Origin of the sequence: Nocardia wallacei, assembly GCF_029869545.1 — a bacterium.
Classification (GTDB): Bacteria; Actinomycetota; Actinomycetes; order Mycobacteriales; family Mycobacteriaceae; genus Nocardia; species Nocardia wallacei_A.
The window spans coordinates 1-15,736 of the sequence record NZ_JARWQD010000322.1; the positions used below are offsets into that span (position 1 = coordinate 1).

The following is a 15,736-nucleotide window of genomic DNA, read 5'->3' on the forward strand; positions in this document are numbered from 1 at the left end:
CGGCGGTTTATCCCGGGCCCCCACATATTTCCCCCGCCCGCCCGGGGGGGGGGCCTGTGGAATATACCCTCTTTTTTGCTCGGCCCCCGTGGGGCGGTGGGGTTTAATGTTTTGCCCCGCCCGCCCGTCTCGTTGTCAGCGCGGGACCTTGCCCGTCAGCTTGCCGCCGCTGGCCTCGAAGACCAGGCAGGAGACGCCGCGGTCGCGGTCCCAATCCCTCTTGTTGTCGGGGTAGAGGTAGGACACCGACAGCTGGTCGTACATCGGGCTGTTCGCCAGGGCCTGCTCGATCAGCGTCGCGCACCGCTCCTCGGCCTGCTGGGAGACCGCCGGTTCGCCCGGCCAGGAGCCGCTCGGCAGGTCGAACTGCGCGATGACCTCGCCGTCGTGCGCCTGCTCGCACGGTGACACGGCCACCGAGGTCATGCGCTTGCCGTCCTCCATGCCGCCCACGCAGTCGCCCTCGCGGAGCCGGGACACCGACTCCGAGCCACCGCTGGTGACCTCGCCCGAGGCGTCCCGGCGCTCCGAACTACCCGCCGCGGCCACGAGGCCGATCACGGCCACCGCGATCCACACCGCCGTCAGCGCCAGGCCCGCGATGGCCATTCCCCGTCCCCGCTGGCCGGTCTTCTTGATCTGGACCAGTGCGATCACGCCCAGGACCACCGACAGGCCGCAGACCCCGCCGATGATGCCGGTGATCAGTGACGCGATGGCGAGGCCGTTGGTGCCCGGCCGGGCCGGTGCGGCCTGCGGTGAAAAACCCTGCGGCGGTGGTTGATTCATGTGCAAGTGATTCCCCTCCCAGGAATCCGTGCCCGCCACTGTGGCGAGTCGACCGCCTACCGTACCGCCCCCGTCGTCCCACCCTCGCCCCACCGCTGGGAAGTGCCGATCTTGACTTCGGTTGGGGCAGAACGCTATTCGTCGGAAGGTGCCCCGTCGTCCGGCCGGGCCTGGCATCGCAGACGGTCCAGTGTGCGGAACAGGCGCCGGGAGACGCTCATCTGCGATGCGCCGATCCGTTGCGCGATCTGCGTCTGCGACATCGACTCGTAGAACCGCATGACGAGCAGCTCCCGCTCGTGGTCGGGAAGCTGTGCGAGCAACGGCCGCAGGGTCATCGCCTCCTCGATCAGCGAGTAGCAGCGTTCGTCGACCGAATACGCCTTGGCGGGAGTGGTGGGCGCATCATCGTCGTCCGTGCCCGACGCGTCGATCGGGTCGGACCGGTATCCGTTGGAAGCCAGCTGCGCCAGGGTCAGTTCGTCGATCCCCACCCCCAGCTCGGCCGCGAGCTCGGCGCACGTCGGCGCTCGCCGCAGGCGCTGGGTCAGCGCTTCGGTGGCGGCCGCGGTCCGCGAATTCAGGTCCTTGACCGGCCGGGGAACGTGCACCGCCCAGGTGTGGTCTCGAAAGTGCCGGCGCACCTCACCCATGATCGTCGGAATCGCATAGGCCAGAAAGGGTTTCCCGAGTGATACGTCGAACCGATCGACCGCCAGCACGAGCCCCAGCCGGGCCGCCTGCTGCAGGTCCTCGACATGTTCGTTGCGTCCCGAGAACCGCCGGGCGATGTGGTCGGCGAGCGGCAAACCTTGTTCGATGATGTGGTCCCGCAACGCCTTTCGCCGTGGACCATCGGCACCGGCCGCCGCCATCCGGTGGAACCAGGGTTCGAGATTCTCGTACCCGCGGGCCCTGTCCAGCGCATCGGATCGCGGTCGCTGCGTCGCGGTACTCGTGGTTCGCATCCTGCCTCCTTCGTCCCGTTCCGGTGCACCCAGCTTCATCGCGCTGGAAGATGCTCGCCAGTAACCGGGACCAAGGTCCGGGAAAATCGCGACCAATGGCGTATCCGCCTGGGGTCTTCGCAGGCCCAGGCGGCCCGGGTCCGGCCCAGGTTTGGGCTGCCGCACACGGGGTACTTGCCGAAATGTAGCCGATGGCCGCCCAGGCTCGACGGATGACGGCATCGTCTACGTCGTGGACAGGAGTGTGCCGGGCCGGTGTGACACCGAGCGGCACCTCGTCAATCGAATGAGACATCCTCCAACCATCCGGCGTACAGGAGGCGAGTCATGACCTACGCAACGCTGGAATCCGTAATAGGCGCTACCGCATACGATCTCGCCGGCGAGAAGATCGGCAAGGTGAAGAAGATCTACCTCGACAACGCCACGGGGGAGCCGACCTGGGTGGCGGTGTCGACGGGTCTGTTCGGCAGCGATTCGATGGTCCCGCTGGCCGGTGCCCAGCACCGCCCGGATGCCGAGACGCTGCAGGTCCAGGTCGACAAGGAGCACGTGAAATCCGCACCGTACCTGGACGACGACGGCCACATCACCCGCGAATCCGAGCAGGAGTTGTTCGCCCACTACGGCATCGACTCCCGTCGTGCGGGATGGAATGCCTACGGTCGTCAGCAGATTCGGCCCGGACCCGACGAACCGATGACGCACGGCAACGACGAGCTCGTGCGTTCGGAGGAGCGGCTGCGGGTCGGTACCGAACGACAGGAGGCCGGCACCGCGCGACTGCGCAAGTACGTGGTCAGTGAGGACCAGACCGTCGACGTACCCACCACCCATGAGGAAGCGCGCGTCGAGCGCGAACCCGTCACCGACCCGTCGCAGCTCCGCTCGCCCGAGATCGGTGAGCAGGAACGCGAGGTCACGTTGCACGAGGACCGGGTGACCGTGCACAAGGAATCGGTTCCGGTCGAGCGTGTCCGCCTCGAGGTCGACGAGGTCGAGGACCGGCGCACCGTCTCCGACACCGTGCGGAAGGAGCGGATCGAGGCCGAGGGCGTCGAGACCGACGAGAGGCGTGGCAGCAACGACCACTGACCGCTGTCGCGCAGAGGCCGGGGTCAAGCCCCGGCCTCTTCCTTATATCCCCCAATTCCGCCGTCCTGAACAATCCGCCGTTGTTTTGTATCGTTGTCCGCGCATTAGCTGAAAGGAGCGCTGTGACGGTGCGATCGGTGTCGGTTGTCATCCCGGCCCACGTGACCACGGCCGAGAGCCGGGAATTTCTGGACGTGCAACTCGCGGCATTGGCGGAGCAGGACTATTCCGGGCCGTTCGAGGTGATCATCGCCGACAACGGGTCACCGATCGGGTTGCGCGACCATATTGCGGGTCATTCGCTGAGAGAGCGACTCGACCTGCGATATGTCGATGCCTCCGGACAGCGGGGCGCGGCCTTCGCGCGCAATACCGGCGCCGACGCGGCCAACGGCGAAATCCTGCTCTGCTGCGATCACGACGACCGGGTGTATCCGGACTGGATCCGCCGCCTGGTGGAATTCCTCGATACCGGATACGACCTGGTCAGCTGCGCGGTCGAGGGTCGTTCGCTCAATAGGGACAATCCGCGCACCGTGGCGGATATGGCCGAACCGGAGGCCTTCCAGCCGCCCGGCGTCGTGGTCCCGATCGTGCTGGGCGGCAGTATGGCCTGCCGGGCCGAGGTTTATCGGAAGGTGGGCGGCGTGGACGTCACCTATCCGGCCAATGAGGATGTCGAATTCGGGTGGCGGGTGCATCGCCAGGGTTACCGGGTGGGATATCTGCCCGCCGCGCTGGTCGCTTATCGCTACCGGCCGGGCTTTCGCGCGGGCCTGCGGCAGGGACGCGCCCGCGGCCTGGGTCTGGCCCGGCTGAATGCCGAATATCCCGGCAACGGGTTGCCCGAGATCCGCCTGCCGATCGTGCTGCGTGATCTGGTCCGCGTCGGGACCGCGCGCGGGCTCGCGGGGGAGGAACGGGGTTTGCTGCTGGGCATTCTGATCGGGCAATTGCGCGGTGGCCTGCGGCACAGGACGCTGCGCTGGCGGTAGCCCCGCTCGGTGTCACCACCGATGGGAGGACCGTGCGCGCCATGGTGAACTACCCGGCATGGGCAGCTCCTACATCGACTATCGCGAAGGCGGATTCTGGTGTCGTAACAGCTCGGCGGAGCTGTGGCTCTACCTGCTGTCCGAGGAGGCCGGCGCGGTGGCGGACCGGCCGACCTGGCTCGCGGAGGCCGGTGCCGAGTGGCGGCTGCAGGCGACCGCCGCGGGCGGCGTCAGTCCCGCCCTCGACAAGTATCTGGGCACCGATCCCGGACGCGTGGAAACCGTTGTGGCGCTGTCGGATCGGGTCTCCGAGCGGTTGCACCGGTGGTCACCGGCGATTCCGAAGGAGATCGTGAACGGCTGGGGCACCGGCGGTGCGGGAACGCGCTACTGCCGCAGTGTGGACACGGCCTGGATGCTGCGGTTCGGCGATGCCTTCCATCGCCTGCTGCGCGGCACCCTCGGGGCCGATCCCCATGCGACCACGATGTACTGATCCTATTTCCCCTGACCCGCGGCCACGATATCGGCCAGTTCGCGGTCGGTCTCGGTGAGTTCCCGGTCGCTCGGCGCGGGTTCGTCCTTGCGCCGGGAGCGGATGTACAGCCACTGCAGCACCCCGATACCGGCCAGCCCGGCCGCGAAGGTGGCCACGCCGATCTTCCAGCCCGGCGGGCGCCAGGTCAGTTCCAGATCGGCGTGCTCGGTCCCCGCGGGAATATCCACGGCGACAAAGGATTTCGCCACGGTCGTGAACGGGACCGGCTTGCCGTCGAGGGTCACGCGATAGCCGGGCCAGCCCAGGCGGGCGAACACCACGCGGCCGCCGGTGTCGGAGGACACCCGCACGTGGCTGTTGGTGTCGGACTCGGAAACCGAAGTGGCGGTGGCGTTTCGGGTATCGGCGACGCGGCCGTTCACCGTGGATATGGGGCCGTTGGTCCGTTCCAGCACCGCGATGTAGCGCTCGTGGCCCGGATAGTCGACCCACTTCCAGCCCTCGGGTGCCGGTTGGTTCGCGGCATCGGGGAACAGCGCCCGCTGCAGCACCACGCGGTCGATGAGCATCAGGTCGACCAGCGGGCGCCCGGTGCTGGGCTCGGGTGCGAACATGCGGCGGTAGGCGTCGGGGCAGACGCTGGAATCCCAGCGCATGCACAGCATTTCGCCGAAATAGAAATGCCCGGTCGGGGTGTAGCCGTTGACGTACTTCACCTCCATGCCCTCGGCGTAATTGCCGAAGACCAGTGAGCCGTAGGCGCCGTCGAGATTCTTGTCGCCCGGCTGCAGCAGGCCGCGTTCGCCGAGTTGCAGCGTGGTGCCGGTGAAATCGGGGAAGGCGGCCCGGGCCTGGGCGCGATTCGCGGGCAGATTCCAGCCCATCGGCGTCGGCTGGGCGGCATTGACCTGGTAGTAGGCGATCGGGAACATCGCGACGATGGTCAGCGCCGCCGCGGCGGCCGCGCCCTTGCGCAGCCCCAGCCACACCACACCCGCGCCGAGCGCGCCGATCCCCAGCGCCGCGACGATATGCCGGATCACGTTGTGCGGATCCGCGGAGAACGACCGCACCCACAGCGCCAGAATCAGCACCCCGGCGGCGATCGCGCGGTGCCGCCAGTTCCGCACGGTGCCGTAGCGGCCGAGCAGCACGGCCACCAGCACCAGCAGGCCGATCGCCAGCATCGGCAGCACGCGCACCGGCCAGCGCAGCGGGCCGATCGTGCCGGGCCCGGCGGTCCACATCAGCATGATGATCGTGAACAGCGCGACCGCGGACAGCTCCTTCCACGCGTCCCGCGCCCGGCCCCAGTCGATGAACGCCAGGGCCGGAATCAGGAACCACGCGACGTAGGTGACCGGCATCGGCTGGATGTAGCCCCACCAGGACGTGAACGCGGGCAGCGTGCTCGGCAGGCTGGCATTCAGCGACTCCGACCAGGGGATCGTGAGGAACTGGTCGTTCATGATCTGCGAGGTGCCGCGCCAGGTCACCTTCGCCGCCAGCATGCTCGGCAGGAAGGTGAGCAGCCCGGCGAGCCCGGCGCAGGCGGCCGCGACCGTGAGGCGCAGCACCGGTTTCCACGCGCGGCGATAGACGATCTCGCCGACGGCCACCGCGAGCAGCATCAGCGCCGCCTCGACGGCCGGGAAGATGTACTGCGTCGAGATCGTGAGATAGAGGTAGACGAACACGGGGATCGGCCCCGCCTCGCCCCGGGTGTAGCGCACCGACGCCGCCCACGCGTGCACCAGCCAGGCCGTTCCGGTGAGCGCGGTCATCCAGCTGGCCTCGTCGAAGAACAGGAAGAAGCCCGAGAGCGGGAATGCGATACCGGCCGCCGCCGACCACGCCGGGCGCCCGCCGTAGGCCAGGCAGATGCGATACACGCCGAGGGCGGCGATGATCGCGAAGATCAGTTTGACGACGGTCGCGTACAGCGCCATGTTGTCCACCGACGGGGCGATCAGATCGATCAGCAATTGCGGCGGATTGAACAGTCCCGCATCGTCGATGGTGTTGTTGCCCGACATCCACCGGTCCGGCCACAGCACCGGGAACTCCCCGTTACGCATGGCGCGGCCGAGGGCCACCCACAGGCCGGTGTACTGCGATTCGGTGTCGTCGGTGAAGAAATGGCGGCCATTGGCCAGCAGCACCGCGGCATATCCGAGGATCACCCCCAGCGCCGTGACCGCTCCCCACCGATATACCGCTCGCCGCGACACCGCACTGTCCGTCACGAGTTCCTCACCCTACAGATCGTCGCCGTGAATGGAAGGGCGATCATGCCGCGACCACGAACAGCTTCTCCCGCCCGCCGGCGATCAGCGATTGCCGGACCACGCGGGATTCGTAGCGGCGGAACAGATCGTCCAGGGTCGCCTCGGTGAACCGATGCCGTTGCGCGCCTTCGCCGGCGTTGGTGTAGCGGCGGGCGATCGCGGCCAGCACCCGGTTGTCGCTGGTCGCCAGGTTCCGGATCGGTTCGGAGATGATCACCTGTTTGCGCGCCGCGGCCAGCATCCGCTCGACTATGGGCGCGGGCTCGGGCAGAAAGTGATAGAGGCTCGCCTGCATGACCAGATAATCGGCCGGGGGCAGCGCCGCATCGGAGTGGACATTCCACACCGTGCCCCGCCCGCCCGCCGCGTTGAGCCGGGCGATGAACCCGGCATTGAGATCCAGCCCCGTGTAGGACCCCGACCGGCCGCGCAGATACCGCGTATACAGCGTCGCCGGACCACAGCACACGTCCACGACATCGGCCCCGTCGGGAATCTGCTCCGCCACCGCGCGATACCGCGCCCCGTAATGCCGCCCGTACAGCCCCCGCATGAGCAGCTCGTAGACGGTCGCGTTGCGATAAACCAGGCTGGTTCCCAATGGCTCCCCTGCAGCTGTCGACGAGTAGGCTGCCGCGCCGGATGTTACGGGGGATCGGGGGACCTGTCGATGTGAGTGGTCACCGACGAGTGTTCTTCATGCGGTCGATCCTGGCCTGCAGGAATTCCTGGAAGCTGCCGTACTTGACGTGGTCACCGCCGCTGATCTCCCAGACCGGCGCTGTCGCGCACCCCGACTGCTCGCATCCGACGGTCGCGATGAAGTAGTCGCCGGAGGCGCCACCGATCACGACGAGCGGCTCGAACGACCGCATCTCGAGCTCTCCGGGCTGCACCCCGTACTCGTCGATGACACCGAGCAGTATCGTGCGATCCCGAGAATCCTTCGACAGCTCACCGGTGGGGTACAGGCTGTCACCCCCGGAAAAGAACCTCCACCCGTTGGTGTGCCTGAGCCATTCTTTGTACTGCTCGTCCAGTTTGACACCGGCACGTGCCTCGGCGTCGGCAATTTCGACATCACTGGCCGGAGGATTCGGCGCGGTGAGCATCCACGAAGAATCTTTCCCTGCAGCCTTGTCGGCCTCGTACCACCGCTTCTGTTCTTGTGTGAGGCTGGCGATTGCATTCCGCCACCAATCGTCCGACTCGTGGGTAGGGGCGTCGGAACTCGGCTTGGAACACGCGCAACATATGGCGAGCGCGGCCATCAGGACCATAGATGTCCGGGCGGCTCTCATGGCGCTCCTTTCGATCGATAGCATCAGTTGTAGCACTGCGCGATTCACCTGGGTGGTGGTGCGCTCAGGCTGTAAGGCGCGGAAAGTCCAGTGGATGAGCTGTTCTCCAGTCCTCCGCGGATTTTCGTGAGGCATCTTCGACCTCTGTGCCCGTGGTCCGGATGCGCTCGGCCGCACCCATCTGAGCGCGAATGTATTCGTTTGCGCCCTCGAGGTACGCGTACTGCTGTTTTCTCAGTTCGTTGAGAACAGGCTGAGGAAGAGTCGACTGTGATCTCGCCGTGCACACCGCCACGACACCATCACAGTCCTTGGAGGTGTCATGCTTATCGCACTCCTTCTTTGTCCTGTCTCGGTTGATATTTCGGTCCCGGTACACCCGGTATCACTCGTTGCGTAGTTCGTTCCAGACCTGTTGCTGGATCTGGTTCTTGTTTCCGAAGCAACCCTTGTTGAGGTTGTTGGTGCGGTCTATGACGCGGCGGACGAAGGGGTCGTTGGGGTTTTCGATCTCCAGGGGGCCGATGATCTCGGTGACTACCTCGTGGACCTCTTCCGGGCTGAGGACTCGGATACCGGGGACGCCGCAGGCCGGGGTGATGTAGGGCTCGATCAGCTCGCGCGGGTTGGGTCGTGGCTGGGGTGTTTCCGATTGCGAGCACGGTTGGTTCGCCGGATTACCCGGCAGAGCGGGTGGAATGTAGCCGGGGACCGGGATGATCGCTGTGCACGGGTCGGGTGGGGGTTGCGGGGGTGGCGGGGTCAGGGCCGCGGCGGGTGGTGGTGCGGCGGTCGTGGTGGATGGTGGCGTGGTGGGGGCCTGGGTCGGTGGGTTCGGGACCGACGGGATCGGCGGGGCCGGGGGTTGGGCCGGGAGGGTGGGTTCTTCGATTTCGGGGAAGTTGCCGAAGCAGGGCCAGCCGGGGTGCATTTCCTGCCATTCGGGGCAGGGGACGTAGGGGTTGATGGGTTTGGCTTCGGCCTGGGGGGTGGTGCGGGTGCTGAGCGCGAGGATGGTGGTGCCGATCAGTAGCGCGAGGGCTGCCGCCAGCGCCCCGTATCTTCGCGCATCCCGTCTCCTGAGCGGTGACATGGGTTGTCTCACAGGTAGATCGGGTCGCCGTAGACGGCCAGCGAGTTGTCCGCCGTGGGGGTGGAGATGTTGACCTGGGCGTAGGAGCGGAGGCTGACGGGGCCCATGCAGCCGTCGATCTTGATGTGGACCTGGTCGGAGGTGATCGAGCCGTGGCGACCGGTCAGGGGTTTGGTGGCGAAGGGGATGTCGGTGATGGTGCCGGGTTTGAGGTAGACGGTCGGCGAGATCGTGGCGCTGCCACCGATGCCGGAGGTGACGCCGATGGTGACGTTGGGGCCGATCGCGACTCCGATTGCGGCGCCGCTGGTTACGTCCACCTGGCAGCCGATCTGGTAGCCGAGTTTGAGAGTGCCCGCGTTGACCGGTGCCGCACCGTCACCGTCGATATCGGCGACCGCCTTCAGGCTGACGAACCCTTCGCGGGTGAACATCGTGGCGGCGAGATTCGGGTATCTGTCGAGGTTTTCGTCGGTTTTGGTGACTCGCATCCGCCAGCCGTCGTCGGTGGTGGTCTCCCGCGATTTGTCGGCGAGTGGTTCGGCGGTGGCTGGGCCGGGTTCGGGGGTGGGGGCTAGACGGGATCCACGCGATCGATGATTGCCTGCGGGTCGATCCGGTTCAGCCGGTGCGGGTCCGCGAGGATGTCGATGGCGGCGATGCGGGCGTCGGCGACGGTGAAGCTCATGATCGAGAACAGGGCGCCGTCGCGGGTGCTGACCAGGCCCGCGGTGCCGTTGACCAGGGCCGGGTACGGGGTGCAGGTGGTGGCCATGTGGTGGAAGGTGTCGAGCAGGCCCGCGACGTCGGTGACGCCGTGCAGCACCCGTGTGCCGCCGGGCAGTCCGGCGTCGGCGCGCAGCACGACGCCGGGGTCGAGGATCTCCACCAGTGCGTCGAAATCACCGTCGCGGGCGGCGGCGAGGAAGGCGTCGACGATGCGGCGCTGGCGCGGCAGGTCCGGATCCGGTCTCGCGGACCGGCTCTGCACCTGGCGGCGGGCGTGGCTCGCCAGCTTCTTCGCGGTTTGCGGGGTGCGGTCGATGATCGGCGCGATCTGGTCGTAGGGCAGGGCGAACATGTCGTGTAGGACGAATGCCAGTCGTTCGGCGGGGCGCAGTGACTCCAGCACCACGAGCAGCGCCATGCCGACCGAATCGGCAAGCAGCGCTTGCTGTTCCGGATCCGAGCCGCGATCCGCGGCGATGATCGGATCCGGCAGGCGATCGATCTCCAGCGGCTCCTCGTGCCGAATCTTGCGGGCGCGCAACATATCCAGGCAGACCCGCCCGACGACGGTGGTCAGCCAGCCGCCCAGGTTCGCGATATCGGCGGACTCCGTGCGCGCCAGGCGCAGCCACGCCTCCTGTACCGCATCGTCGGCCTCGGTGAGCGAGCCGAGCATTCGGTAGGCCACGGCGCGCAGATGGTCGCGGTGCTCCTGGAATCGGTCGGCCAGAAACTCCTGCTCGGTCACGGGTCCTCCTCGGTGGGTGTCACCACGCTGACGAACCAGCGCCGCGGAGTGTGACCGCGGCCGTTGCCGGACCCGCACGACCAGGCACAACGCCGCACGGTCACGTTGTGCGGCCACGGTTCGTCAGGGCAGTGACAGCCGAACTACTTCGAAGGGAGTTCACGCAATGAACGACGTTCACGGCACCGTCGCGACCGGATTCGAGGAGGTGCGCGCCGGGTTCGCGGCCGTGGTGGCCGAGGAGAACGGCGAGTCCGGTGCCCAGCTCGCCGCCTACGTGCGAGGCCGGAAGGTGGTCGACCTCTGGGCTGGCCCGGAGGTCACCGGCACCACGCTGACCGGCCTGCACTCCTCGACCAAAGGCGCTGCGGGACTGGTGATCGCGCTGCTGATCCAGGACGGCGTGCTCGATATCGACCGCCCCGTCGCCGACTTCTGGCCCGAATTCGCCACGGCGGGAAAGCATCGCATCACGATCCGGGACGTGCTCGCGCATCGGTCCGGAATCGTCGGTGCGAGTGGCGGTTTCACCGTGGCGGAGCTGGCCGACGAGCGGATCGTCGCCGAACGGCTGGTGCGCCAGCGGCCGTATTTCGAGCCGGGCCGGGTGCACGGGTACGGCGGCTTCGTCATGTACGCGATCCTCGGCGAGGTCGTGCGCTCGGTGACGGGCCGCACCGTGGCACAGCTGTTCGAACAGCGCATCCGGGCCCCGTACGGGCTGGACGTCTACCTCGGCCTGCCCGCCGAACTCGACCACCGGTACCTGCCGATCCTGCCCTGGCGCGCCACCGCGCAGATGGAGGACGCGTTCGCGGCGAATTCGCCCGGCCCCCATTCCGTCGCGGGTATCGCCTACAACCTGAACGCGCGCGGCTTCACCCCCGCCGACGTCATGGCGCTGCCGAACGATCCGGCGGTGCGCCGCCTCGGCCAGGGCTCGGGTGGCGGGGTGGGCAGCGCGAGCGGTCTGGCGGCCATGTACGCCGCGGCGATCTCCGGCCTGGGCGACCGGCCGCCCTTGCTCACCCTGGACACCATCGCAATGATCACCGAGATCCATTCCGGGGGAAGGGATCTGGTGCGCGGCGATGCCGCCCCGTACTCGCTGGGCTTCGAGGCCAAGGGGCTGCTGCATCCGTTCCTCGGCGTACATGCGTTCGGCCACACCGGTTCCGCGGGTTCCGACGGCTTCGCCGATCCGCACAGCGGGCTCACCTACGGCTATACGCGCCGCCGGGCGGCCTTCGCCTTCAACGCCCCCGAGAACGCACGGCTGGCACGGCTGATCCATCGTGCCGCGACGGGGGAACACGGTGCGGCCCAACCCACTTCGTCGGCGGCCTGAGGCCGCCGCGTACCAGAAAGGATTCGTCGCATGACTACTCGCTCGATCGCCGGATTTCGTTCGCGAGCACTGCAATTGGCGAAATGGACACCGGCCGCCATCGTGCTGACCGAGACCGCGGTGGGCTCCTACTGGGACCTCGCTCGCATCCCGTACGTCCGCGAGGTCTTCGACCACCTCGGCTATCCCATGTACTTCGCCACGATCCTGGGTACGGCCAAGGTGGCGGCGCTCGCCGCGGTCCTGACACCCGGGCACCCGCGGGCCAAGGAATGGGCCTACGCCGGACTGGCTTTCGTCTACGGCGGTGCGGCCGCCTCACACCTGGCGGTGGGCGACGGCCCCGACAAATGGGCCACCCCGCTGCTGTTCGTGGCCTGCACCTTCGGAGCCCGGGCCTGGCTGCCCGCCGGACACCGAGTCAGCTCCCGGCCAGCGAGCGCGCGATGACCAGGCGCTGGATCTGGTTGGTGCCCTCGAAGATCTGGGTGATCTTGGCCTCGCGCATGTAGCGCTCGACGCGGAAGTCGCGGGTGTAGCCGTAGCCGCCGAGAACCTGGACGGCGTCGGTGGTGACCTTCATGGCGGCGTCGGTGGCGACCAGCTTGGCGACGGACGCGTTGCGGGAGTAGGGAAGTCCGGCATCGCGGCGGCGGGCGGCGTCGAGATAGGTGGCGCGGGCGGAGTCGACGGCGGCGGCCATGTCGGCGAGCAGGAAGCCCAGGCCCTGGTGGTCGATGATCTTGCGGCCGAAGGCCGTTCGCTGCTGGGCGTAGGCGGTCGCCTCGTCCAGGGCGGCCTGGGCCAGCCCGACCGCCACCGCCGCGATGCCGAGCCGTCCGGAATCCAGTGCGCTGAAGGCGATCTGAAGGCCCTGGCCCTCGGCGCCGATGCGGCGCTCGGCGGGGACGAGGGCGTCGTCGTAGTGGGCGGTGGTGGTCGGGACCGCGGCCAGGCCCATCTTCTCCTCGGGCTTGCCGAAACTCAGTCCAGGAGTGCCGGAGTCGACGAGGAAGCACGAGATGCCGCGCGAGCCCTCGCCGGTGCGGGCGAACAGGGTGTAGAAATCGGCGCGGCCGCCGTGGGTGATCCACGCCTTGGTGCCGGTGATCCGGTAGCCGTCGCCGGTGGCGGTGGCCTTGCAGGTCAGGGCGGCGGCATCGGATCCGGCCTGCGGTTCGGACAGGCTGTAGGCGCCGATCGTGCTGCCGCCCAACATCTCCGGCAGCCACCGCTGCCGCTGCTCCTCGGTGCCGAAGGCCAGCAGCGGGTAGCACGACAGGCTGTGCACGCTGACCGCCACGGCCACCGCCGCCCATCGGGCCGCGATCTCCTCGAGCACCTGCAGATACACCTCGTACGGCTGCCCGCCCCCGCCCCACTCCTCGGGATACGGCAGGCTCAGCAGCCCGGCCTCGCCGAGCGTGGCGAACACACCCTCGGGATAGGTCTCGGACCTCTCGTGCGCGTCGACGATCGGTGCGAGCACCTTGTCGGCGATATCCCGCGTGAGCTGAATCAGATCACGCGCTTCGGCGCTGGGCAGCAGGCGATCGACGGCCACGCACGGCTCCTCGCTGGTCGAACGAACGGTTCTCGAGTATCCACGCTACTGCGAACCACATGCGGCACCTACGGCAGATACGGTCCTGCCCGGCGACGTCACAGGTAGTCGCCGGGCAGGAGCCGCGAATTCAGGCGCGCCCCGGTGTCAGCACGCCCGCCACACCGGCGGCGACCACCGCCGCCACCGCGGCGACCACGAATCCGCTGGTGAAGCCGGAGGTCGTGTTCGCGACCAGGCTGGCGGCCGCCGCGCTGGAGACGACCGCGGCGCCGAGTGAGGCGCCGAATTCGTGGAAGGTGCTGACGATTCCGGAGGCGATGCCCGCCTCGTGGGGTGCGACCTGGCCCAGTGCGGTCGCCGAGGCCACGACGAACAGCGCGCCGGTCCCGGCCGCGGCGATCGCGACACCGGCCACGACGGCGACGGTGCCGAGCGAGACGGCGGGCACGGCCATGCCCACCGCGGCGACGAGCAGCCCGGCCACCGCCAGTGCGCGCGCACCGAATCGGGCGAGCACCCGGCCGGTGAGGTTCGCGCCGACCATGGTCGCCAGGGCGACCGGCAGGAACAGCAGCCCGGTCCGCAGCGCGCCGTAGCCCAGCCGCTGCTGGAAATTGAAGGTGCCCAGGAAGAACACCGCGATCATCAGCGCCGTCGCCATCGCGATGAGGAAGGCTCCGGTGGCCACCGGGCGCCGGATCAGCAGCCGCACATCCATCAGCGGCGATGCCGCCGACCGCTGCCGGATCACGAATGCCGCGTAGCCGAGCGCGCCGAGCAGCACCAGCGATCCGGTGGCGACGGTCAGCCAGCCGCGATCGCCCGCCGAGATGAGGGCGTAGATCACCGCGCCGGTCGAGGCGGTCACCAGCAGCGCGCCGAGCACGTCCAGGCGGGGCCGGGGCCCGGCCGCGACCTGCCGGGGCAGCAGCACCGTCAGCGCCACCAGGATCACCAGGCCGATCGGGACATTGACGTGGAAGACCCACGGCCAGCCCGGACCCGCCGTGAGCAGGCCGCCGAGCAGCACACCCAGCGCCGCGCCACCGCCGCCGAGCGCCGACCACACGCCGAGCGCGCGATTGCGTTCGTCGCCGTTGAACAACGCCACCACCAGCGACAATGCCGCGGGCGAGAGCAACGCCGCGCCGACGCCCTGGGCGATGCGGCCCGCCAGCAGTACCTCCGCGGACCCGCTGAGCCCGGTGACCAGCGAGGCCGCCGTGAAGACCAGCAGACCGGCGAGCACCACCCGGGTGGCTCCGATCAGGTCCGCGATGCGCCCGCCGAGCAGCATCAGGCCGCCGAAGGTCAGGGTGTAGGCGCTCACCGTCCAGGTCACCGCCGCGCGACTCAGGCCCAGGTCGGTTTCCATGTGCGGCAACGCGATTGCCACGACGGTGACGTCCAGGATCAGCATCAACTGGGCGATGCCGAGGAAGCCGAGGATGCGCCACCGCCGCGGATGCGCCGCCTCCGGCGGGGACGTCCGGTCTGTCTCCTGCTGTGTCATCAGATTCTCCCGAAGCTAACTCGTACTGATTCGTACGACATGTAACTCCGAGAGTAACTCGTACATTCCGGTACGAGCTAGAGTGGTGGTATGCCGACAACCGAGAGCCGCCCGCGCCGGCGGGCCGATGCCGAACGCAGCATCGCCCGCATCGTCGCCGCGGCGCGCAGCACCTGGAGCCGCAATCCGCAGGCCAGCATCGATGACATCGTCAAGGCGGCGGGCGTCGGCCGGATGACGCTGTACGGGCACTTCCCGAACCGGGCCGAGCTGGTGGAGGCGGCCCTGGCGGCGGCGCTGCGCGACGGTGAGCAGGTGCTGTCCGCCGTCGATCTCGGCGGCGATGCGCGCGCGGCCATGGATCGCCTGCTCGCGGCCAGCTGGTCGCTGGTGGCCGAGTCCGCGGCCCTGCTGACGGCGGCCCAGGAGAGCCTGTCCGCCGAGCGGATTCGCGAGCTGCACGGCGGCGCCGCGCACCGCGTGGAGAACCTCATCCGCCGCGGCCGCCGCCAGGGCGTATTCCGCACCGACCTCCCGACCGCCTGGCTGGTCGGCGCCGTGCACTACCTATTGCAGGGCGCCGCAACGGAACTGCGCGCCGAGCGAATGACGGAATCCGAGGCGGCCCGTGCCGTCACAACCACAGTCCGATCCGTCCTGGACAAGCCACGGGCGGAGTAACCGGTTCCCGCACCCCTTGTGTGTTCCCGCACGCCGTGCCGGGGCCGGGGAGGCGGGGGGGGACACGGTGGGGGGGGGGGTGTCAGGGGGGGGGGTGGAGGGCGGGTTGGGGGGGGGTCCAG

General features: G+C 68.5%; 16 protein-coding genes. 6 read left to right on the plus strand and 10 right to left on the minus strand.

All coding sequences use genetic code 11. From position 1 onward, the window contains the following. Positions 1-135: 135 nt before the first annotated feature. Together QH290_RS29635 and QH290_RS29640 are read right to left on the minus strand one after the other, a co-directional pair. A complete protein-coding gene (locus QH290_RS29635) occupies positions 136-789 on the minus strand; it encodes a DUF4190 domain-containing protein (protein ID WP_280265000.1) in 654 nt (217 codons plus the stop codon). Between the two features lie 134 nt (positions 790-923). Further along, positions 924-1,757: a SigB/SigF/SigG family RNA polymerase sigma factor gene (locus tag QH290_RS29640; protein ID WP_280265001.1), complete on the minus strand. Its 834-nt coding sequence runs from the start codon at positions 1,755-1,757 to the stop codon at positions 924-926. 327 nt (positions 1,758-2,084) lie between these two features. On the opposite strand from QH290_RS29640, the gene QH290_RS29645 reads away from it, so the two are divergent. The 3 genes from QH290_RS29645 (at position 2,085) to QH290_RS29655 (ending at position 4,343) form a co-directional block, all read left to right on the plus strand. Continuing rightward, positions 2,085-2,852 (plus strand): PRC and DUF2382 domain-containing protein, encoded by a 768-nt coding sequence (locus tag QH290_RS29645; RefSeq protein WP_280386472.1) that lies wholly within the window; start codon positions 2,085-2,087, stop codon positions 2,850-2,852. Between the two features lie 122 nt (positions 2,853-2,974). Continuing rightward, positions 2,975-3,847, plus strand: coding sequence for a glycosyltransferase family 2 protein (locus QH290_RS29650; RefSeq protein WP_280386475.1), 873 nt, complete (start codon positions 2,975-2,977; stop codon positions 3,845-3,847). Positions 3,848-3,905: 58 nt separating this feature from the next. Continuing rightward, complete coding sequence (locus QH290_RS29655) at positions 3,906-4,343, plus strand: hypothetical protein (protein ID WP_280265004.1); 438 nt, start codon at positions 3,906-3,908, stop codon at positions 4,341-4,343. 2 nt (positions 4,344-4,345) lie between these two features. On the opposite strand, the gene QH290_RS29660 is transcribed toward QH290_RS29655, so the two are convergent. From QH290_RS29660 to QH290_RS29685, 6 genes are all read right to left on the minus strand, one after another. Next, a complete protein-coding gene (locus QH290_RS29660; protein ID WP_280386478.1) occupies positions 4,346-6,592 on the minus strand; it encodes a hypothetical protein in 2,247 nt (748 codons plus the stop codon). Positions 6,593-6,635: 43 nt separating this feature from the next. Further along, a complete protein-coding gene (locus QH290_RS29665; protein ID WP_280386480.1) occupies positions 6,636-7,235 on the minus strand; it encodes a class I SAM-dependent methyltransferase in 600 nt (199 codons plus the stop codon). A gap of 79 nt (positions 7,236-7,314) precedes the next feature. Then, positions 7,315-7,905, minus strand: a complete 591-nt coding sequence (locus QH290_RS29670) for an SMI1/KNR4 family protein (protein WP_280386482.1) — start codon at positions 7,903-7,905, stop codon at positions 7,315-7,317. A gap of 415 nt (positions 7,906-8,320) precedes the next feature. After that, a complete protein-coding gene (locus tag QH290_RS29675; protein ID WP_280386484.1) occupies positions 8,321-9,028 on the minus strand; it encodes a hypothetical protein in 708 nt (235 codons plus the stop codon). A gap of 8 nt (positions 9,029-9,036) precedes the next feature. After that, entirely contained in the window at positions 9,037-9,519 is a 483-nt protein-coding gene (locus tag QH290_RS29680) for an MspA family porin (protein WP_280265009.1), read from the minus strand. Between the two features lie 83 nt (positions 9,520-9,602). Next, positions 9,603-10,505 (minus strand): sigma-70 family RNA polymerase sigma factor, encoded by a 903-nt coding sequence (locus QH290_RS29685; RefSeq protein ID WP_280265010.1) that lies wholly within the window; start codon positions 10,503-10,505, stop codon positions 9,603-9,605. 166 nt (positions 10,506-10,671) lie between these two features. Between QH290_RS29685 and QH290_RS29690 the strand changes: the two genes are divergently transcribed. Together QH290_RS29690 and QH290_RS29695 are read left to right on the plus strand one after the other, a co-directional pair. Beyond that, positions 10,672-11,853 carry a serine hydrolase domain-containing protein gene (locus tag QH290_RS29690; protein ID WP_280386486.1) on the plus strand — a complete coding sequence of 394 codons (1,182 nt, stop codon included), beginning with the start codon at positions 10,672-10,674 and terminating at the stop codon, positions 11,851-11,853. Positions 11,854-11,883: 30 nt separating this feature from the next. Next, positions 11,884-12,303, plus strand: a complete 420-nt coding sequence (locus QH290_RS29695; protein WP_280386488.1) for a DoxX family protein — start codon at positions 11,884-11,886, stop codon at positions 12,301-12,303. Here QH290_RS29695 and QH290_RS29700 read toward each other — a convergent pair. Beyond that, complete coding sequence (locus tag QH290_RS29700) at positions 12,275-13,417, minus strand: acyl-CoA dehydrogenase family protein (protein ID WP_280268366.1); 1,143 nt, start codon at positions 13,415-13,417, stop codon at positions 12,275-12,277. The genes QH290_RS29695 and QH290_RS29700 overlap by 29 nt on opposite strands. A 130-nt stretch (positions 13,418-13,547) precedes the next feature. Continuing rightward, positions 13,548-14,933: an MFS transporter gene (locus QH290_RS29705; RefSeq protein WP_280268365.1), complete on the minus strand. Its 1,386-nt coding sequence runs from the start codon at positions 14,931-14,933 to the stop codon at positions 13,548-13,550. A 90-nt stretch (positions 14,934-15,023) separates the two neighbouring features. Here QH290_RS29705 and QH290_RS29710 point away from each other — a divergent pair, with 90 nt between their 5' ends. Further along, on the plus strand, positions 15,024-15,614 hold the full coding sequence (locus QH290_RS29710) for a TetR/AcrR family transcriptional regulator (RefSeq protein ID WP_280386490.1): 591 nt from the start codon (positions 15,024-15,026) through the stop codon (positions 15,612-15,614). Positions 15,615-15,736 lie beyond the last annotated feature (122 nt).